General features: G+C 43.4%; 20 protein-coding genes. 17 read left to right on the top strand and 3 right to left on the bottom strand.

The genetic code is table 11. From position 1 onward, the window contains the following. Positions 1–10 precede the first annotated feature (10 nt). The 13 genes from atpA (at position 11) to NFR56_RS05400 (ending at position 13,304) form a co-directional block, all read left to right on the top strand. The gene (gene atpA / locus NFR56_RS05460) at positions 11–1,516 is read left to right on the top strand and encodes a F0F1 ATP synthase subunit alpha (protein WP_009732555.1); all 1,506 of its coding nucleotides are present in this window, start codon (positions 11–13) and stop codon (positions 1,514–1,516) included. A gap of 15 nt (positions 1,517–1,531) precedes the next feature. Further along, positions 1,532–2,413 (top strand): F0F1 ATP synthase subunit gamma, encoded by an 882-nt coding sequence (locus NFR56_RS05455; protein WP_009732556.1) that lies wholly within the window; start codon positions 1,532–1,534, stop codon positions 2,411–2,413. A gap of 85 nt (positions 2,414–2,498) precedes the next feature. Beyond that, a complete protein-coding gene (gene atpD / locus NFR56_RS05450; RefSeq protein ID WP_003011794.1) occupies positions 2,499–3,905 on the top strand; it encodes a F0F1 ATP synthase subunit beta in 1,407 nt (468 codons plus the stop codon). A 13-nt stretch (positions 3,906–3,918) separates the two neighbouring features. Next, entirely contained in the window at positions 3,919–4,338 is a 420-nt protein-coding gene (locus NFR56_RS05445; protein WP_003002471.1) for a F0F1 ATP synthase subunit epsilon, read from the top strand. Between the two features lie 96 nt (positions 4,339–4,434). Further along, positions 4,435–4,665: a DUF1146 family protein gene (locus tag NFR56_RS05440; RefSeq protein WP_003006458.1), complete on the top strand. Its 231-nt coding sequence runs from the start codon at positions 4,435–4,437 to the stop codon at positions 4,663–4,665. Positions 4,666–4,731: 66 nt separating this feature from the next. Further along, positions 4,732–6,015: a UDP-N-acetylglucosamine 1-carboxyvinyltransferase gene (gene murA / locus NFR56_RS05435; protein ID WP_049474821.1), complete on the top strand. Its 1,284-nt coding sequence runs from the start codon at positions 4,732–4,734 to the stop codon at positions 6,013–6,015. Continuing rightward, on the top strand, positions 6,005–6,193 hold the full coding sequence (locus NFR56_RS05430) for a DNA-directed RNA polymerase subunit beta (RefSeq protein ID WP_003006464.1): 189 nt from the start codon (positions 6,005–6,007) through the stop codon (positions 6,191–6,193). The genes murA and NFR56_RS05430 overlap by 11 nt, the downstream gene beginning before the upstream one ends. A gap of 83 nt (positions 6,194–6,276) precedes the next feature. After that, a complete protein-coding gene (locus NFR56_RS05425) occupies positions 6,277–7,116 on the top strand; it encodes a DNA/RNA non-specific endonuclease (protein ID WP_070595168.1) in 840 nt (279 codons plus the stop codon). Between the two features lie 81 nt (positions 7,117–7,197). Beyond that, entirely contained in the window at positions 7,198–7,920 is a 723-nt protein-coding gene (locus NFR56_RS05420) for a M57 family metalloprotease (RefSeq protein WP_009732560.1), read from the top strand. 104 nt (positions 7,921–8,024) lie between these two features. Next, positions 8,025–9,932, top strand: coding sequence for an ABC-F family ATP-binding cassette domain-containing protein (locus NFR56_RS05415; RefSeq protein ID WP_049472158.1), 1,908 nt, complete (start codon positions 8,025–8,027; stop codon positions 9,930–9,932). Then, positions 9,933–10,805 carry an XRE/MutR family transcriptional regulator gene (locus NFR56_RS05410; RefSeq protein WP_049472159.1) on the top strand — a complete coding sequence of 291 codons (873 nt, stop codon included), beginning with the start codon at positions 9,933–9,935 and terminating at the stop codon, positions 10,803–10,805. A gap of 24 nt (positions 10,806–10,829) precedes the next feature. Further along, on the top strand, positions 10,830–12,008 hold the full coding sequence (locus NFR56_RS05405; RefSeq protein ID WP_049472161.1) for an MFS transporter: 1,179 nt from the start codon (positions 10,830–10,832) through the stop codon (positions 12,006–12,008). Positions 12,009–12,116: 108 nt separating this feature from the next. Beyond that, positions 12,117–13,304, top strand: coding sequence for an MFS transporter (locus NFR56_RS05400; RefSeq protein ID WP_045759262.1), 1,188 nt, complete (start codon positions 12,117–12,119; stop codon positions 13,302–13,304). 23 nt (positions 13,305–13,327) lie between these two features. Here NFR56_RS05400 and NFR56_RS05395 read toward each other — a convergent pair whose 3' ends face one another. Genes NFR56_RS05395 through murT form a run of 3 tightly spaced genes read right to left on the bottom strand, consistent with a single transcriptional unit; the run spans position 13,328 to position 15,754 of the window. Continuing rightward, positions 13,328–13,612, bottom strand: a complete 285-nt coding sequence (locus NFR56_RS05395) for a lipopolysaccharide assembly protein LapA domain-containing protein (RefSeq protein WP_024056107.1) — start codon at positions 13,610–13,612, stop codon at positions 13,328–13,330. Positions 13,613–13,622: 10 nt separating this feature from the next. Next, the gene (gatD, locus tag NFR56_RS05390) at positions 13,623–14,411 is read right to left on the bottom strand and encodes a lipid II isoglutaminyl synthase subunit GatD (RefSeq protein ID WP_049472163.1); all 789 of its coding nucleotides are present in this window, start codon (positions 14,409–14,411) and stop codon (positions 13,623–13,625) included. Next, on the bottom strand, positions 14,411–15,754 hold the full coding sequence (murT, locus tag NFR56_RS05385; protein ID WP_023917716.1) for a lipid II isoglutaminyl synthase subunit MurT: 1,344 nt from the start codon (positions 15,752–15,754) through the stop codon (positions 14,411–14,413). Before murT ends, gatD begins: the two co-directional genes overlap by 1 nt. 103 nt (positions 15,755–15,857) lie before the next feature. Here murT and cdaA point away from each other — a divergent pair, with 103 nt between their 5' ends. Genes cdaA through NFR56_RS05365 form a run of 4 tightly spaced genes read left to right on the top strand, consistent with a single transcriptional unit; the run spans position 15,858 to position 20,233 of the window. Next, positions 15,858–16,706, top strand: a complete 849-nt coding sequence (gene cdaA / locus NFR56_RS05380) for a diadenylate cyclase CdaA (RefSeq protein WP_023917718.1) — start codon at positions 15,858–15,860, stop codon at positions 16,704–16,706. Continuing rightward, positions 16,703–17,452, top strand: a complete 750-nt coding sequence (locus NFR56_RS05375; protein WP_023917720.1) for a CdaR family protein — start codon at positions 16,703–16,705, stop codon at positions 17,450–17,452. Before cdaA ends, NFR56_RS05375 begins: the two co-directional genes overlap by 4 nt. A 22-nt stretch (positions 17,453–17,474) precedes the next feature. Next, on the top strand, positions 17,475–18,824 hold the full coding sequence (gene glmM, locus NFR56_RS05370) for a phosphoglucosamine mutase (RefSeq protein WP_023917722.1): 1,350 nt from the start codon (positions 17,475–17,477) through the stop codon (positions 18,822–18,824). Positions 18,825–18,871: 47 nt separating this feature from the next. After that, positions 18,872–20,233 (top strand): LPXTG cell wall anchor domain-containing protein, encoded by a 1,362-nt coding sequence (locus NFR56_RS05365; RefSeq protein WP_049472166.1) that lies wholly within the window; start codon positions 18,872–18,874, stop codon positions 20,231–20,233. Positions 20,234–20,341: the final 108 nt, after the last annotated feature.

The following is a 20,341-nucleotide window of genomic DNA, read 5'->3' as shown; positions in this document are numbered from 1 at the left end:
GGTGTGAATTTTGGCGATTAACGCACAAGAAATCAGCGCTTTAATTAAGCAACAAATTGAAAATTTCAAGCCAAACTTTGACGTCACTGAGACAGGTGTTGTAACCTACATTGGTGACGGGATTGCCCGCGCTCATGGGCTTGAAAATGCCATGAGTGGTGAGTTGTTAATCTTTGAAAATGGCTCATACGGGATGGCCCAAAACTTAGAAACAACGGATGTCGGGATCATCATCTTGGGTGATTTCACGGATATTCGTGAAGGAGACTCTGTCCGTCGTACAGGTAAAATCATGGAAGTCCCTGCAGGGGATGCCTTGATTGGTCGTGTTGTTAACCCACTTGGCCAACCAGTAGATGGTTTGGGTGAGATTGTGACAGATAAATTCCGTCCAGTTGAAACACCAGCTCCTGGTGTTATGCAACGGAAATCTGTCTCAGAACCCCTACAAACTGGTTTGAAAGCCATTGATGCCCTTGTTCCAATTGGACGCGGTCAACGGGAATTGATCATCGGGGACCGTCAAACAGGGAAAACTTCGATTGCCATCGATACCATTTTGAACCAAAAGGGTCAAGACATGATCTGTATCTATGTGGCGATTGGTCAAAAAGAATCAACAGTTCGTACGCAAGTAGAAACTCTCCGTAAATACGGAGCTATGGATTATACGATTGTGGTAACCGCTTCGGCTTCTCAACCGTCTCCATTGCTTTATTTGGCACCTTATGCTGGGGTTGCCATGGCAGAAGAGTTCATGTATAACGGTAAACATGTTTTGATCGTCTATGATGATTTGTCAAAACAAGCCGTAGCTTACCGTGAATTGTCCCTTCTTCTTCGTCGTCCACCAGGACGTGAAGCCTTCCCAGGGGATGTCTTCTATCTCCACAGCCGTTTGTTGGAACGTTCTGCGAAAGTTTCGGATGAATTGGGTGGGGGTTCTATTACAGCTCTTCCAATCATTGAAACCCAAGCAGGGGACATCTCCGCTTATATCGCAACCAATGTGATTTCGATCACAGACGGACAAATCTTCTTGCAAGATAGTTTGTTTAATGCCGGTATTCGTCCAGCCATTGATGCCGGATCTTCTGTTTCCCGGGTTGGTGGATCTGCTCAAATCAAGGCTATGAAGAAGGTTGCTGGTACCCTTCGTATCGACCTCGCTTCCTACCGTGAGTTGGAAGCCTTCACGAAATTTGGTAGTGATTTGGATGCGGCCACTCAAGCGAAATTGAACCGTGGTCGTCGGACAGTGGAAGTCTTGAAACAACCTGTTCATGAACCATTGACAGTTGAAAAACAAGTCGTGATCTTGTATGCCTTGACTCATGGTTTCTTAGATAGTGTTCCAGTAGACGACATTCTTCGTTTCCAAGAAGAGTTGTTTGATTACTTTGAAGCACATTATCATCAAATCTTTGAGACGATTCGTTCGACACATGATCTTCCAGCAGAAGAAGAACTGGATGCAGCCCTTACTGAATTTGTCAACCAGTCAAATTTCAAATAGAAATAGGAGTGGAAGATGGCAGTTTCATTAAATGATATTAAAAATAAAATTGCATCCACAAAAAACACCAGTCAAATCACCAATGCCATGCAGATGGTGTCCGCTGCCAAACTTGGTAAATCTGAGCAGGCAGCCAAGGATTTTCAGGTTTATGCTGCTAAGGTTCGTAAGCTCTTAACAGACTTGCTCCATGGACATGAAACAGAAAATACCAAGTCCCATCCGATGTTGGTGAGTCGCCCGGTAAAAAAGACAGCTTATATCGTGATTACATCCGATCGTGGTTTGGTTGGAGGTTACAATGCCTCCATCCTTAAAACCATGATGGAAATGAAGGCAGAATACCATCCAACTGGAGATGACTTTGAAGTGATCTGTATTGGAAGCGTCGGTGCGGATTTCTTCCGTGCCCGTGGGATTCAGCCGGTTTATGAATTGCGTGGTTTGCCTGATCATCCTAGCTTTAAGGAAGTTCGCAAGATCATTTCGAAAACAGTCCAAATGTATCAGGAAGGCTTGTTTGATGAGTTGTACGTCTGTTACAACCACCACGTCAACAGTTTGACGAGTCAAATGCGGGTGGAACAAATGCTTCCAATTATTGATTTGGACCCAAATGAAGCGGATGAGGACTATGTATTGAATCTAGAATTGGAATCTAGTCGAGATGCCATTTTGGATCAATTGCTTCCTCAATTTGCTGAAAGCATGATCTATGGTGCCATTATTGATGCTAAAACAGCTGAAAATGCTGCTGGGATGATGGCCATGCAAACTGCAACAGACAATGCCAAGAAAGTCATTGATGAATTAACGATTCAATACAACCGTGCTCGTCAAGCAGCGATTACACAAGAAATTACTGAAATCGTTGCTGGTGCTAGCGCCCTTGAATAGTTGTCGGATACAATTTTATATACAAAAACAGATGCTCGAAAGAGAACTTTTGAGCAGTAGAAATTACTTAGAATAGGAGAATGACATGAGTTTAGGCAAAATTTCTCAGGTCGTAGGTCCCGTCGTAGACGTTGCCTTTTCCGTTGGAGATAAACTTCCTGAGATCAATAATGCGCTTGTAGTCTATAAAAATGACCAACAAAAATCAAAAGTCGTTCTTGAAGTAGCTTTGGAACTTGGTGATGGGGTCGTACGGACCATTGCCATGGAATCAACTGATGGTTTAACACGTGGAATGGAAGTCTTGGACACTGGTCGTCCAATCTCTGTTCCTGTCGGAAAAGAAACCTTGGGACGTGTCTTCAATGTTCTTGGAGATACCATTGACTTGGATCAACCTTTTCCTGAGGATGCTCCTCGTGACTCCATCCACAAAAAAGCTCCATCCTTTGACGAGCTCTCTACTTCAGAAGAAATTCTTGAAACAGGGATCAAGGTTATTGACCTCTTAGCCCCTTATTTGAAAGGTGGGAAGGTCGGACTCTTCGGTGGTGCCGGAGTTGGGAAGACCGTCTTGATTCAAGAATTAATCCATAATATTGCCCAAGAACACGGTGGTATTTCTGTATTTACCGGTGTTGGGGAACGGACACGTGAAGGGAATGACCTTTACTGGGAAATGAAAGAATCTGGCGTTATTGAAAAAACAGCCATGGTCTTTGGACAAATGAATGAGCCACCTGGAGCACGGATGCGTGTTGCCTTGACTGGTTTAACCATTGCGGAATACTTCCGTGATGTCGAAGGTCAGGACGTTCTCTTGTTTATCGACAATATCTTCCGTTTCACCCAAGCCGGATCTGAAGTATCAGCCCTTTTGGGACGGATGCCATCAGCCGTTGGTTACCAACCTACTTTGGCAACTGAAATGGGGCAATTGCAAGAACGGATTACGTCAACCAAGAAAGGTTCTGTTACATCCATCCAAGCCATCTATGTGCCAGCCGATGACTACACAGACCCAGCGCCAGCAACCGCTTTTGCTCACTTAGATTCAACCACCAACTTGGAACGTAAATTGGTACAATTGGGGATTTACCCTGCGGTGGACCCATTGGCATCAAGCTCACGTGCCCTTTCTCCAGAAATCGTAGGAGAAGAACACTATGCAGTAGCTTCTGAGGTCAAACGCGTCCTTCAACGTTACCATGAATTGCAAGATATCATTGCTATCTTGGGGATGGATGAATTGTCTGACGAAGAAAAGACCTTGGTTGCTCGTGCTCGCCGGATCCAATTCTTCTTGTCACAAAACTTCAACGTTGCGGAACAATTTACAGGTCAACCTGGTTCTTATGTACCAGTTGGAGAAACTGTTCGTGGCTTTAAAGAAATTTTGGATGGGAAATATGACCATCTTCCTGAAGATGCCTTCCGTGGTGTTGGATCGATCGAAGATGTGATCGCCAAAGCTGAAAAAATGGGATTCTAAGAAGAGGTGAAAGATGAGTCAAATGAACGTCCAAATCGTTACACCGGATGGACTGGTTTATGATCATCATGCCGCATTTGTATCTGTCAAGACAATTGATGGTGAATTAGGGATTTTACCTCATCATATCAATACCATTGCGGTTTTGGCTGTAGACCAAGTAAAGGTTCGTCGTGTCGACGATGACAAACATATTGATTGGATTGCAGTCAATGGTGGGATTATCGAAGTAGCTGATAATGTCATTACCATTGTTGCCGATTCTGCCGAACGTGCTCGAGATATTGACATTAGTCGTGCAGAACGTGCCAAACTGCGAGCTGAAAAAGCGATTGAAGAAGCCAAAGATCAGCATTCGGTTGATATGGAACGTCGTGCTAAAATTGCTCTTCAACGCGCCATTAACCGGATTAATGTCGGAAATCGTTTATAAGATATTCAAAATAAGGTGGAGGTATGTCCTCACCTTATTTTTGTTGGGAGAGAATCAAAAGAAGAAAGTACGGACCAAATATGGTATAATAGCTGTATGATTCAAATGATTTTTAATCTTTCAAGCCATCTATTGTTTATCTTTTTTGCCTATTACCTATTGATGAACCTGGTTCAATGGGAAAAGTTTTTAAAAGTAAGTGCTGAAAATGCGGTTAAAATCCGTTTTTTGATCTTGATGATCAGCGTCGGAATCGGCTATCTAGCCAGCTCATTTTTTATCAGTGTCTATGAGATGAGTCGACAGATTTTTATTGGCCAATTCTAGCCACATTTTATAAAAAATATGGTATGATAGAAAGCGTGACTTTAAGAAATTGGAGAACAATCCCGTATGGAAAAAATAATCGTTAATGGTGGTCATAATCGACTGGTTGGAACCGTCAAAATCGAAGGAGCAAAAAATGCTGTCCTTCCTCTTCTTGCTGCAACAGTTCTAGCAAGCGAGGGTGTGACAACCTTGAAAAATGTACCTGTTTTATCAGATGTCTTTACAATGAACAATGTTGTTCGTGGGTTGAATGCACAAGTAACCTTCAATGAAGAAGACAATACGGTTGTCGTAGATGCGCAAGCAAAATTATCAGAGGAAGCACCTTATAAGTATGTGAGCAAAATGCGTGCTTCTATCGTTGTCCTAGGTCCTGTCTTGGCACGCAATGGCCATGCCAAAGTTTCCATGCCTGGAGGCTGTACGATCGGTAGTCGTCCGATTGACCTCCATCTCAAAGGTCTGGAAGCTATGGGAGCTGAAATTACCCAAACAGCCGGCTATATTGAAGCAAAAGCAGATCGTCTCAAGGGAGCACACATCTATATGGACTTCCCATCAGTAGGTGCGACACAAAATATTATGATGGCCGCAACCTTGGCAGATGGAGTCACTGTGATTGAAAATGCAGCTCGAGAACCTGAAATTGTTGACCTAGCTCTCTTGCTAAATAAAATGGGGGCTAATGTTAAGGGAGCAGGAACTGAGACCTTGACCATCGTCGGAGTGGAGAGCTTGCATGGTGCAAACCACAATGTTGTGCAAGACCGCATCGAAGCTGGAACCTTTATGATTGGGGCAGCCATGACTGGTGGAGATGTCTTGATCGAAGATGCCATTTGGGAACACAACCGTCCGCTTCTATCTAAGATGCAGGAGATGGGGGTAACGGTAACCGAAGAAGAAAATGGAATTCGGATTCAATCGGATATCAGTAAGCTCCGTCCAGTGACGGTTAAAACCCTTCCCTATCCAGGATTCCCAACCGATATGCAGGCTCAATTCACAGCCTTGATGGCCATGGCTAAAGGTGAGTCTACCATGATTGAAACGGTTTTTGAGAATCGCTTCCAGCATTTGGAAGAAATGCGTCGGATGGGCGTTCACTCAGACATTATGCGGGATACAGCTCGTATCGTTGGAGGAGAAAGCTTCCAAGGTGCAGAGGTCATGTCGACTGATTTAAGAGCGAGTGCAACCTTGGTCTTGATGGGCTTGGTAGCAGAAGGAGAAACGAAAGTCAGCAAATTAAGTCACTTAGATCGTGGTTATTATCAATTCCATGAGAAATTGGTGGCACTAGGTGCAGACGTGAAACGTGTAGAGGAAGAAGACGATGAAAACTAATCTTCGCTATGTTGGAAAACAGCTAGGAATTGTCCTCCTGTTGGCTGTGATTGGAATCATCATTTTTGCAGTTGGTTTGGTCATTGGCTATGGAGTGATTGGAGATGGAAAAAATCCATGGTCCATTCTCTCTCCGGACACTTGGTCAGAGATCATTGGAAAGCTAACAGGCAAATAAGCTTTTAACTAAAATTGAGTAAAAAGGAGAGCAGCGAATCGAGTCAATGACCCATCTAGCGCTGCTCTTTTTTGGAGAGATGTATGGCAAAACAAACAGTAAGCAAACGAACCAAACAAACATTAGCAGGTTTTGTGGTGGCAACGGCCCTAGCTATTGGGGGCTATTATTTTAATCAACCGACGGTAAAAGAAGCGACAGATCAGGTTGTTTCGGTGGTGACTAGTAGCCAACAAGAAACACCTAGTAAAGAGTTAGCTAGCTCTGTACTAACGAAATCTGCCCGTTCACAATTGGGAAATGACTTGGAATGGAATGGTGCTGGAGCCTTTGTAGTTAAGGGAAATCGCACAGATCTGGATGCCAGCGTGGCTAGTCAACCCTATGCGGATAACAAGACAAAAGAAGTGAATGGAAAGACAGTACCGACGGTTGCGAACGCCATTATGACCAAGGCAACTCGCCAGTACAGAGATCGTGATGCAACAGGTAGTGGCCTAACCGATTGGAAACCAGCAGGTTGGCATCAGGTCCACAATCTGTCCGGTGAGTATGACCATGCTGTGGATCGGGGCCATCTATTGGGCTACGCCTTGATCGGCAATCTCAAAGGTTTTGATGCTTCGACTAGCAATCCCAAAAATATCGCTGTGCAAACGGCTTGGTCCAATCAAGCCAATGATCCTCATTCCACCGGTCAAAACTACTATGAGACCCTGGTCCGAAAAGCACTGGATAAGAACAAGCGGATCCGCTATCGGGTGACCTTGATCTACAATCAGCCGAAAGATTTGATTCCATTAGGTTCTCATATCGAAGCCAAATCGAGTGACGGGACGCTTGAATTCAATGTTTTTGTTCCTAATGTTCAAAGTGGGATTAGCCTGGATTACCAGACAGGCAAGGTAACCGTCCATCAATAAGCTGAAAAGCATGGCTATTTAAGTTATTTTTAAGAATGGAGTGTTACAATGGCATACCTTCTTTAAGAGAAAGGAGAATGTATGAGAACCATCTTTCGATTTTTCAGAGGAATCCTTCGTATGGCTTGGAGTCTCTTTTGGGGATTTTTCTGGACTATTGCCATCAGTTTTCTCGTCCTAGTGGGGATCATCTATTTCACAGATTCTCCTAGTTCTGGTATGGATGGATTTGGACGAGCTGCCCAAAAAGTTGTCTATCAAGTCGGCAATTTATTTGGAGATCAGGGTTTTGCATCGCGCTTTGGAATGACACCTAGCTCACAGACCACGCAGACAGACAATCATGAGCATAGTGGGGCTCGCTGGGAAAAAGCGGAAGCAACAGTCTACCTGGATCCCAATATCAGTCAAACTTTTGTAAAAGCTTATCGGGATGCTATTGAGGCTTGGAACCAAACAGGCGCCTTTACCTTCAAGCTGGTTACAAATGAAAAAGAGGCTAATGTGGTCTTGACGGAAATGGATAACGCATCGGTTTCTGCTGCTGGAGAGACTGCCTCTCAGACCAACCTCTTAACCAACCGCTTCACCCACATCACAGTGCGTCTCAATCGCCATTATCTTTTAAATTATGTCTATAACTATAGTTATGATCGAATTGTCAATACAGCTGAGCATGAGCTAGGACATGCGATAGGGCTGGACCACACTGATGGAGAATCGGTCATGCAACCGGCTGGTTCCTTCTACAGTATTCAGGATACAGATGTGGAAGCAGTTCGACAATTGTATAAGGAAGAATAAGTTTTAAAATACTTTCTAAAAGTTCTGAGCCTCAAGGGGCTCAGGATTTTTTTGATGGCTCGTCTTTTCTTGTTTAATCCGTAAAAAGATAGTAAAATAGGGACATGATTATTTTACAAGCCAACAAAATTGAACGCTCTTTTGCAGGGGAGGTTCTTTTTGATAATATCAGCCTGCAGGTGGATGAAAGGGACCGGATTGCCCTGGTCGGAAAGAACGGAGCCGGCAAGTCTACCCTCTTAAAAATCTTGGTGGGAGAAGAAGAACCAACTTCAGGAGAAATCAATAAAAAGCGGGATCTTTCTCTCTCTTATTTAGCCCAGGATAGTCGCTTTGAGTCGTCCAATACTATCTACGATGAGATGCTCCACGTCTTTGACGATCTCCGTAAAACGGAGAAAACTTTGCGCCAGATGGAACTTGAGATGGGGGAAAAAACTGGGGCTGACTTAGAAAAACTCATGCAGGACTATGACCGTCTCTCGGAAGAATTCCGTCAGGCTGGTGGCTTCACCTATGAAGCAGATATCCGCGCCATTCTCAACGGCTTTAAGTTCGATGAGTCCATGTGGCAGATGAAGATTGAAGAGCTGTCTGGTGGGCAAAATACCCGTCTAGCTCTGGCCAAGATGCTCTTAGAAAAACCAAATCTCCTGGTACTGGACGAGCCGACCAACCACTTGGATATTGAGACCATCGCCTGGTTGGAAAACTATCTGGTCAATTATAGTGGTGCCCTTCTCATTGTCAGCCACGACCGGTATTTCCTAGATAAGGTCGCAACCATTACACTGGACTTGACCAAGCATTCTTTAGATCGCTATGTCGGTAATTACTCCAGTTTTGTTGAGCAAAAAGAGCAAAAATTGCTGACCGAAGCCAAGAACTACGAGAAGCAACAAAAAGAAATCGCGGCGCTGGAAGACTTTGTTAATCGCAATTTGGTGCGGGCTTCGACTACCAAGCGGGCTCAGTCTCGGCGCAAGCAGTTGGAAAAAATGGAGCGCCTAGACAAGCCAGAAGCTGGGATCAAGTCTGCCCATATGACCTTCCATTCTGATAAGACATCGGGCAATGTCGTCTTGACTGTAGAAGAGGCAGCCGTCGGCTATGACGATCAAATCCTCTCAGAGCCTATTAATTTGGATATCCGCAAGATGAATGCAGTCGCCATTGTGGGACCAAATGGGATCGGGAAATCTACTCTTATCAAGTCCATCGTCGGGCAGATTCCTTTTATCAAGGGGGAAGCTCGTTTTGGGGCCAATGTCGAGGTGGGTTACTATGATCAGACCCAAAGTAAACTAACGCCTCACAACAGTGTCTTGGATGAGCTATGGAATGATTTTAAACTGACGCCAGAAGTAGAAATCCGCAATCGCCTAGGAGCCTTTCTTTTCTCTGGGGATGATGTCAAGAAAATCGTCGGCATGCTGTCAGGTGGAGAGCGGGCGCGCTTGCTTCTAGCCAAGCTGTCCATGGAGAATAACAACTTCTTGATTCTCGATGAGCCGACCAACCACTTGGATATCGATAGCAAGGAAGTGCTGGAAAATGCCTTGATTGATTTTGATGGCACCCTGCTCTTTGTCAGTCACGACCGTTACTTTATCAATCGGGTGGCTACACAAGTCTTGGAACTGTCGGAAGAAGGCTCAACTCTTTATCTAGGAGACTATGATTATTATCTGGAGAAAAAAGCGGAGTTAGAGGCCCTTGCTGCAGCACAAGCAGAAGCTGTGCCTGTTTCTTCGACCGAAGAAGTCACCAGCAATGACTATCACCTGCAAAAGCAAAACCAGAAGGAACTCCGGAAAATCACTCGTCGCATTGAGCAATTGGAAGCAGAGATGGAAGAGCTGGATAAAAAAATCCAAGACATCACCGAAACTATGCATAGCACCAACGATGCAGCTGACTTGATTCAACTCCAAAGCGAGCTGGATCAACTAACTGTCCAGCAGGAAGCGGTCATGGAAGAGTGGGCAGAACTGTCAGAGCAGGTGGAATAGATGGAAGATCTTGGAAAAGTTTTTCGTGAATTTCGAATCAGTAAAAATTATTCGTTAAAAGAAGCTGCAGGAGAAGCTTGCTCGACCTCCCAATTATCCCGTTTTGAATTGGGGGAGTCGGATCTGGCTGCTTCTCGCTTCTTTGACATTTTGGACAATATCCATGTGACAATTGAGAATTTTATGGATAAGGCCAGAAATTTTCAACACCATGAGCATGTCGCCTTAATGGCTCAGATTATTCCACTTTACTATTCAAATGATATTGCAGGTTTTCAAAAGCTTCAAAGAGAACAACTTGAAAAAGCCAAACATTCCACCAATCCCCTCTATTTTGAATTGAACTGGATCCTGCTACAAGGGCTAATTTGCCAGAGAGATGCTAGCTACACGATGCAGCAGCGTGATCTGGACAAGGTGTCAGATTACCTCTTTCAAACGGAAGAGTGGACCATGTATGAATTGATCCTCTTTGGCAATCTCTACAGCTTTTATGATGTGGACTATGTCACACGGCTTGGGAGAGAAGTGATGGAGCGTGAAGATTTCTACAAAGAAATTGGTCGCCATCGCAAACTGGTCTTGATTCTTGCTCTGAATTGCTACCAACATTGTTTAGAACACTGTTCTTTTGAAAACGCCAGCTATTTTGAAGCCTATGTAGAAAAGATTATCGGGAAGAGCATCAAACTCTACGAACGCAATGTTTTTCATTATCTTAAGGGATTTGCTCGGTACCAAAAGGGGCAAACAGAAGAAGGGCGGCAGCAAATGCAGGAAGCCATGCATATTTTTGACGTGCTGGGACTGCCAGAGCAGGTGGCCTATTATCAAGAACACTTTGATAAATTTGTAAAAAATGAATGTTCCTAATAGGACAGTGATAAAGGAGATTTTATGAACCGACATGCGGTCCAATTAATTAGTCGTGGAGCTATTAACAAAATTGGAAATATGCTCTATGATTATGGGAATAGTGTCTGGCTGGCCTCGATGGGGACTATAGGAAAGACGGTATTAGGGATCTATCAGATTTCTGAGTTAGTGACAGGGATTCTCGTGAATCCTTTTGGAGGAGTGATTTCAGACCGTTTTTCTCGTCGCAAGATTTTGATGACGACCGACTTGGTTTGTGGACTCCTTTGTTTGGCGATTTCTTTTATCACAAATGATAGCTTGATGATTGCGGCTCTTATTTTTGCCAATATTGTTCAGGCCATTGCCTTTGGTTTTTCTCGACCTGCCAATAAAGCCATTATTACCGAGGTAGTAGAGAAAGAAGAGATTGTGACCTATAACGCTCACTTGGAGTTAGTCTTACAGGTTGTTAGTGTCTGTTCACCTGTTTTTTCTTTCCTAGTTCTACAATTTGCCAGTCTTCATATGACCCTCTTATTAGATGCACTGACCTTTTTCATTGCTTTTGTCCTAGTGGCTTTCCTTCCGAAAGAAGAAGCTAAGGTGCAAGAGAGGAAACAGTTTACCGGGAAAGATATTTTTTCTGATATCAAGGATGGGTTAGACTATATCTGGCATCAGAAAGAGATTTTCTTTCTCTTGTTGGTGGCTTCTAGCGTCAATTTCTTTTTTGCAGCTTTTGAGTTTTTACTTCCCTTCTCGAATCGTCTATACGGGGTTAAAGGAGCTTATGCGACTATTTTAACGCTGGGAGCTATTGGATCTATTCTAGGAGCGCTTGTTGCCAATAAAATGAAATCAAGTATGAGAATTCTCCTGTTTTTACTGATCATGGCAGGGATAGGAGTGTTCATAATGGGCTTGCCCCTTCCGCCTTATCTTTCCTTTTCAGGAAATTTGGTCTGTGAATTTTTTGTGACCATTTTCGACATCCACGTTTTTACTCAAGTACAAACCAAGGTGGAAGATGATTATCTAGGTAGAGTATTGAGCACAATTTATACCTTGGCTGTTCTCTTTATGCCCATCGCCAAAGGGTTGATGACTTGGTTGCCAAGCGTCCGTATGAAATCATTTCTCTTGATTGGAGCTGGGGTTATTCTCTTTTCACTCTTGGCTCAGCTAGTAGCTAAGCAACTTCAATCAAAAGAACAGTAGGGATCCTTTGATAAATTTGTAAAGCATTAATTTTCCCAAATAGGGGACAAAATGAAAACCTCTTTCATGAACTGATACAATAGTTTCAGAAAATGAAGGAGGTTTTTTATGAATCGACATGCTATCCAGTTGATTGCTCGTGGGGCGATCAATAGAATGGGAAATATGCTCTATGACTATGGGAACAGTGTTTGGCTGGCTTCGATGGGGACGGTAGGAAAGACAGTGTTGGGGATTTATCAGATTTCTGAACTCGTCACCTCCATTCTAGTCAATCCATTTGGAGGCGTGATCTCAGACCGTTTTTCCCGTCGCAAGATTTTGATGACGACCGACTTGGTTTGTGGTCTCCTTTGTTTGGGAATTTCTTTTATCACAAATGATAGCTTGATGATTGCAGGCCTGATTGTTGCCAATATTGTCCAGGCCATTGCTTTTGCTTTCTCTCGTACGGCTAATAAAGCCATTATCACAGAAGTTGTAGAAAAGGATGAGATTGTGACCTATAATGCCCGCTTGGAGTTGACCTTACAAGTGGTCGGTGTTAGTTCTCCTGTGTTCTCTTTCCTTGTTTTACAATTTGCCAGTCTCCATGCGACTCTCTTACTAGATGCGCTAACTTTTTTCATCGCCTTTGTTCTGGTCGCTTTCCTTCCGAAAGAAGAAGCCAAGGTTCAGGAAAAGAAACGGCTTACGGGAAAAGATATTTTTTCGGATATGAAGGATGGATTGCACTATATCTGGCATCAGAAAGAGATTTTCTTTCTCTTGTTGGTGGCTTCCAGCGTCAATTTCTTTTTTGCAGCTTTTGAGTTTTTGATTCCTTTTTCGAATCGCCTTTACGGGGTCAAAGGAGCATATGCGACCATCTTAACCTTGGGCGCTATTGGCTCTATCATCGGAGCCTTGATTGCTAATAAATTTAAATCAAGCATGGAAATGCTACTTTTCTTATTGATTTTAACAGGAGTAGGAGTCTTCATGATGGGCTTGCCCCTTCCGCCTCTTCTTTCCTTTTCTGGAAATCTAGTCTGTGAGCTCTTTATGACAATTTTTAACATCCACTTTTTTACCCAGGTTCAAACCAAGGTAGAAGGAGACTATCTGGGCCGGGTCTTAAGCACCATTTTTACCTTGGCCATTCTCTTTATGCCTGTGGCTAAAGGCTTGATGACCTGGTTGCCAAGTGTCCGTGTAGAATCTTTTCTCTTGATAGGAGCTGGCGTCATCCTCTTTTCACTCTTAGCACAAGTAGTCGCCAAGAAATTACAAGCAAAAGAAGGTACATCAGCATAAAAAAAGCACCGATCGGTGCTTTTTTAGTTGTTATTTTTTTCTTCTATTTTAACTTCTTTCTTTTCTTCCTCCAGTTGCTTTTGAGTGCTCTTGAGTTCTTTTTTTAGGGAGAAGCCCTTTGAAAAATTAACCAAGGTCATGACAAATGCACCCAAGAGGACACAGAGCAAGATCAGAATGATCAAGGGCAATTTAAATTGGACCAAGAGGAAATTCACAGTGACTGATTGCATGTTTGCAAGGGAAATACCAGCAATCAATAAAATTAAAAGTAATAAAGCAATGTAGTGTAGATTATTTTTGTTCATCATTATCTCCTTATTGTTCAGCAGGGGCCTTGCTTTTCACATCAGCGTACTCTTCCGGCTGCTCTAGGCTTAGAATCTCCTCATAAGCCGGTAGGGAAAGGTCCTTGCCATATTTATTTTTTAAAGCAGTGCTCACTAGTCGATAGGCCAAATTGGCATTTCGGGACAAGATAGGACCGTGGAAGTAGCTGCCAAAGACGTTCTTGTAATGAACCCCTTCGCACCCATCTTCTTTGTTGTTCCCATTTCCATAGATGACCTTACCCAGCGGTTTTTCATCCTCAGCCAAGAAGGTCCGACCTTGGTGGTTTTCAAAACCATAATAGGTTTCGTTAAATTCTTCGTTATGGATTTTGATATCACCGATATAGCGGTTGTTGACTTGGTTGAGCGTATAGTGGCCCATAATGCCAAGTCCCTCAATGCGTTTGCCAGAAGCTTCAATGTAGTATTGGCCTAGAAGCTGAAAGCCACCACAGATAGCAAGGACTACACCATCGTCATCAATGAAGCGTTCGAGGTCTTCTTTTTTATCTGGTAGATCCTCGGATACAATGGTCTGTTCGTAGTCTTGCCCGCCGCCGAAAAAGGCGATATCGTAGGCATCAGGGTCGAACCGGTCTTTGAGAGAGACGATATCAACAGTGACATGGGCTCCAAGCTTTTCCGCAACGTACTTGAGCATGAGGATATTCCCATTGTCCCCATAGGTATTCATTAAGTTGCCATAGAGATGGGCAATACGCAGGCTGTAGGGATACTGTGCCTGATCAGAAGATTCTAGGGAAGTATAAGTCATTAGTGCATCTCCTTTTCAATCAGGTGTTCTTGGGCCAAAAGTTCACGGAATTCTAGCATGGCTGTATAGGTAGCTAAAATGTAAGCGTGAGGGGTTTCCTGTTGCTGGATGCGTTGGAAAACCTCTTTTAATTCAGCCATTTCTGTGATCTTTTCTGCAGGATAGCCAGTGACCCGAAGTCGCCGAGCAATCTCAGAGTGGCGCACCCCGCCAGCGTTGATCTCTGGAATGTCCATCTGAGTGATTTGCTCGAAGTCGGCATCCCAAATCCAGCTGGTATCAATCCCATCTGCATAATTCGCATTGAGGAGAACCGACAAGCTAAAGGGATAAGGGGCTAGTTTGATCATTTCAATGGCTTGGGTCGCACCAACCGGATTTTTAATCAGGACTAGGGTACATTCCTTATCCCCAATCTTAAAGGTTTCCTGGCGACCAAAGACAGCGCGACTGCGATCAAATCCTTGCTTAATCACTTCAGGTTGAACCCCAAAGAATCCAGCAACGGAAACAGCTGCTAAGGCATTATAGATGTTGTAGAGACCACCGATATTGATGTGGTAATCTTGCCCTTGGATCCGGAATTGGGAAGAGCGCTGGGTTAATGAGAGGAGATCCGATACGGCATAAGTCAGAGAAGGCCTGTGGAAACCACAGTGCTCACAGATATAATCCCCAAGATTAGCATAGGTATTGAGCTTGTACTGGAGGATGTTGTGGCAATGCGGACAGAGGATTCCTTCCGTATTGTAATGAGCTAGTTGTGGCTCTGATTTGTCAGTATCAAATCCATAATATTGGATCGGATTGGATAAGGTCTGACTATTAAAGAGAGGACTATCTCCATTTAACAGAACCGTGGCAGTTGGGACCTTGTGAATAGCATCCAAAATCATTTGGTAGGTCGTATAGATCTCTCCATAGCGGTCCATCTGGTCCCGGAAAATATTAGTGACCACAAAAAGGCTGGGCTTAATATAATCACAAATCCGAGAGAGGCTGGCCTCGTCAATTTCAAGTACCGCAATCGGTCGATTTGCTTTCGAATGCTTAGCACGTAAGAAGGTCGTTGTAATCCCAGAGATCATATTGGCCCCACTTGGATTGGTCAAAATAGGTCCAAAAGCTTCTTGGAGAATACCTACTGTTAGCGCAGTGGTCAGGGTTTTTCCATTTGTCCCTGTAATCACAACAATCTCATAGTTTTTTGCCAGTTGACTGAGAATATCTTTATCAAATTTGAGGGCTACTTTACCTGGTAGGGTTGATCCCCGCCCCATCTTTTCTAGAATAGAGCCGGAAAGCTTTCCTGCCAGAAGGCCCAAGGTTGTATTTATCTTCATAAATCATATTTTATCATAAAAAGCATCAGAAGGTTACAGAAAAATCTGTTGAAACGTGTTATAATAAGATGATGTCTTTTAGAGAAGTGGTAGGTATGAGAATATGAATATTCAACAGTTTTCAAATCCACAATTTTGGACCAGTTTGTTCCCAAATTGGTGGAGTGTTATTATCAATATCATCGATATTGCCCTGGTGGCTTGGTTGCTGTATTTTTTGATCAAGGCCATCGTCGGGACCAAGATCATGATTTTGGTGCGTGGAGTTATTATCTTTTTCTTGGCTCAATTTTTAGCCAATTTTTTGGGTTTAACGACTATTTCTTGGCTGATCAATCAAGTGATTACCTATGGGGTTATCGCGCTGGTTGTGATTTTCTCCCCTGAAATTCGGATTGGCTTAGAGCGTTTAGGTCGGGCGACAGAATTTTTTACGACGAGTGAAGTCAGTCAGGAAGAGAAAATGGTACAGGCCTATGTCAAGGCAGTGGCTTATATGAGCCCACGTAAGATTGGTGCCTTGGTAGCTATTCAAGGGGCCAGAACCCTTCAGGAATACATTTCCACAGGGATTCCACTAGATGCGGAAATTTCAGGAGAATTGCTGATTAATATCTTCATTCCTAATACTCCTTTGCACGATGGAGCGGTCATTGTCCGCAATGATAAAATTGCCGTTTCTTGTGCCTACCTGCCCTTGACGGAAAATACCGGAATTTCAAAAGAGTTCGGAACGCGTCACCGCGCAGCCATTGGTTTGTCTGAAGTTTCGGATGCCTTTACCTTTGTGGTATCAGAAGAAACGGGCGGGATCTCTATGACCTATAATGGAACCTTCCGACACGATTTAACTTTAGAAGAGTTCGAGGCAGAATTGAGATCCTTCTTGGTTCCTGAAGAGAATAAAACGAGTAGTTGGAAAGAGCGTCTATTTGGGAGGGTGACAAAATGAGATCGAAAAAAGAATTTCTTTATGTTTTTGCCTCCGTCTTATTGTCCTTTATCTTGTTTATTAATGCGTCATCCTTTAATTTTCAAAATAATAGCAGCGCTAGACAAGTAAGTTCAGAGACCTACACCAATACCTTGACCAATATTCCGATTGATGCCAAGTACAATGACAAGACATACTTTGTCAGTGGGTTAACATCGGAAGTAACAGTCTTTCTAAAGGGTTCAAACCGGGTCGCTCTAGCAAGCGAAATGCAGCCGGGAACTCGGAAGTTTCGCGTGGTAGCGGATCTTCGTAAGGCCAAGGAAGGTACCGTTGAAGTGCCGTTGATTGTGGAAGATCTTCCGGCTGGTTTGACCGCAACCGTAGAGCCTCAGAAAGTTTCTGTAAAAATCGGGAAGAAAGCGAAAAAATCGTTTGCGGTCAGGGCTACGATCCCGGACAATCAAATTGTGGATGGAATAACGGTTTCGGATATTTCTCTTGAAACCACCAAGGTAGAAGTGACCAGCGATCAAGAAACCTTGAGTCGCATTGATCATGTCCAAGCGGTCTTCCCATCCAGTGAGATCATTAGTGGAAATTATAGCGGAACTATTTCCTTAAATGCAGTAGATGCCCAAGGAAATGTTCTACCAGGTTTGGTCAAGCCGAGTGAAACACGGATTCAAGTGACCACAAAGAGTAGCTCGTCTACGTCAAGCTCAAGCAGCTCGTCGTCGACCTCCTCCAGTTCAAGTAATTAGAAAGTAAAAAAGGTAATGAAGAATGGGTAAATATTTTGGGACGGACGGTGTCCGTGGAGAAGCAAATGTAGAATTAACGCCAGAATTGGCTTTTAAACTAGGCCGTTTCGGTGGCTATGTGTTGAGCCAACATGAAGAAGAAACACCCTTGGTATTTGTTGGACGTGATACGCGTATTTCTGGTGAAATGTTAGAGCATGCCTTAATTGCTGGCCTCTTATCTGTTGGAATTCGCGTCTACAAGTTGGGTGTGATTGCAACGCCAGGTGTTGCTTATCTAGTTCGTACGGAAAAAGCCAGTGCCGGAGTGATGATTTCTGCTAGCCACAATCCAGCCTTGGACAATGGCATCAAATTCTTTGGTGGTGATGGCTTCAAATTGGATGATGATCGCGAACTTGAAATTGAAGCCTTGCTTGATGCTGCTGAAGATACCCTTCCACGTCCAAGTGCCCAAGGTTTAGGAACGGTCATGGAATATCCAGAAGGCTTGCGTAAGTATCAAGAATTCCTTGTATCGACAGGTGTCCAACTCGAGGGCATGCACGTAGTCTTAGATACAGCAAATGGTGCAGCCTCTACTAGTGCCCGTCAAATCTTTGCAGATCTGGGAGCTCAATTGACCGTCATCGGTGAAAACCCAGATGGTTTGAACATCAATGATGGGGTTGGTTCTACTCACCCAGAGCATTTGCAAGAGAAAGTCAAAGAAGTAGGCGCAGCGATTGGTCTAGCCTTTGACGGAGACAGCGATCGCTTGATTGCAGTGGATGAAAATGGAGAGATTGTTGACGGGGATAAGATCATGTACATCATCGGTTCTTATCTTTCAAGCAAAGGCTTGCTCGAAAAAAATACGATCGTCACAACCGTCATGTCCAATCTCGGCTTCCACAAGGCATTAGATGCGAAGGGAATTCAAAAAGAAATCACAGCTGTTGGAGATCGTTATGTGGTCGAAGAGATGCGCAAGTCTGGTTACAACCTTGGTGGTGAACAATCCGGTCACGTCGTCATCATGGATTACAACACGACTGGTGATGGTCAATTAACAGGAGTTCAATTGACTAAAATCATGCAAGAAACCGGCAAGAAATTATCTGAATTGGCTGCTGAAGTAACCATTTATCCACAAAAACTCGTCAATATCCGGGTTGAAAATAGCATGAAAGATAAGGCGATGGAAGTACCTGCTATTCGTGAAATCATTGAAAAAATGGAAGCGGAGATGGCAGGAAATGGACGTATTTTGGTACGTCCAAGTGGAACTGAACCCCTCCTTCGAGTGATGGCAGAAGCACCAACCCATGAAGAAGTGGACTACTATGTAGATACCATTGCTGCAGTTGTTCAAGCAGAAATCGGACTTTAACCTTGTAAAAAACATGGCTCGCAAATAGGCGAGCAGAGGAGGTATATATGAAACAGGTTCGTCAAATTGTATGGGCACTTGCCTTAGTGCTAACGATTCTATTCACAGCTGGTTTGACTAAAACAATACATGCTGCAGAAGTCTCATCATATACACAGACAGCACGTCTAACGAAAGACGGTAACACGCTAACAAATGGGAGCAAGGTGTTGACAAATGAAAAATTGTCAGCAAGTATTTATTTAGCCTTTCCAGATTCGCAAACTATTCAAACTGGTGATACCTTAACTCTTAGTTTGCCAAAAGAATTAGCCCTCTACACAGCACTGGAATTCAATGTTCTTGAGGAAGGTCAATCAAATGGTCAGACGGTGGGGAAAGCTGTCGTTGATACAGCTAAGAAAACAGTGACCGTTACCTTTAATGATTATTTCGCATCTCATCCACTCAACAAACGAGTTGCTCTTCATTTTGATGTAAAAGTCGATTCAGAAGTAGTTACAAAAACATCTCCAATCCAGTTTAAACTAGGAAATACAGATTTTTCATTGAATTATGAAAAAACAGCTGGAGAAGCTGGAGACTATGAGATGAAATACGGTTACCAAGATAAGTCTGATCCAACCATTATCAAATGGCGGATTCTCTTAAATGCTCGCCAAGATATGCTTCGTGGAATGGTCATTAAAGACCAATTCGGAGATGGTTTAACATTGGTTGAAGGTAGCTTACGCGCTGTTCGTTATGCTCCTGTACAAGGTGGGATTAAGAACGAAGCTCAGATATTAAGTCTCCCAGTTCTGGATAACTTTACTAAAAAAGCTGTTTTCAATAAGAATGCAGATGGAAAGACCACTGGTTTTACGATTGAATTTGGTGATAATTACAATTGGCCAATGTATATTGAATATTCTACGAAAGTGGCACCTGGAACGAAAGTAGGCGATATTGTCCATAATACATTAACATGGAAGGCAACCAATTTCCCAGCACCGCGTAGTTTAACCCGTGAAGTGCGATTGGAAACAGGATCTGGCGAAGGATTGGGTGAGAAAGAACAAACGCCACCGACACCTAGCTCAACCTCCTCATCAAGTTCTAGTTCTTCATCAAGCTCATCATCTTCAACGAGTTCTAGTTCTTCATCAAGTTCATCATCTTCAACGAGTTCTGGTTCTTCATCAAGTTCATCATCTTCAACGAGTTCCAGTTCTACATCGAACTCAACATCCACATCAAGTTCTTCATCGAAATCATCTTCATCTTCTGTTAAAGAAGAAGCCCCAAAACCTGGTAAGAAAAAAGTTCTTCCAAGTACAGGTGAAAAGATGACACCGGTGGTTCTTGTCATGGGTGTCTTCCTAGCAGTTCTATCGGTTGGTATTTTACGTGTAAGAAAAGATTCCTAAATCTATTCATAAAAGATCAGACCTTTGTCTGGTCTTTTTGTGTAGACTCGATTTGAAAAATCCCCTATTTCGTGGTAAAATAGGGCTAATGAATTTATAGTAATCGAG

It is taken from the genome of Streptococcus caecimuris (assembly GCF_943193075.1).
GTDB lineage: Bacteria > Bacillota > Bacilli > Lactobacillales > Streptococcaceae > Streptococcus > Streptococcus caecimuris.
The sequence above is the reverse complement of the archived record's forward strand: the minus strand, read 5'-3'. Positions and strand labels throughout refer to the sequence as shown.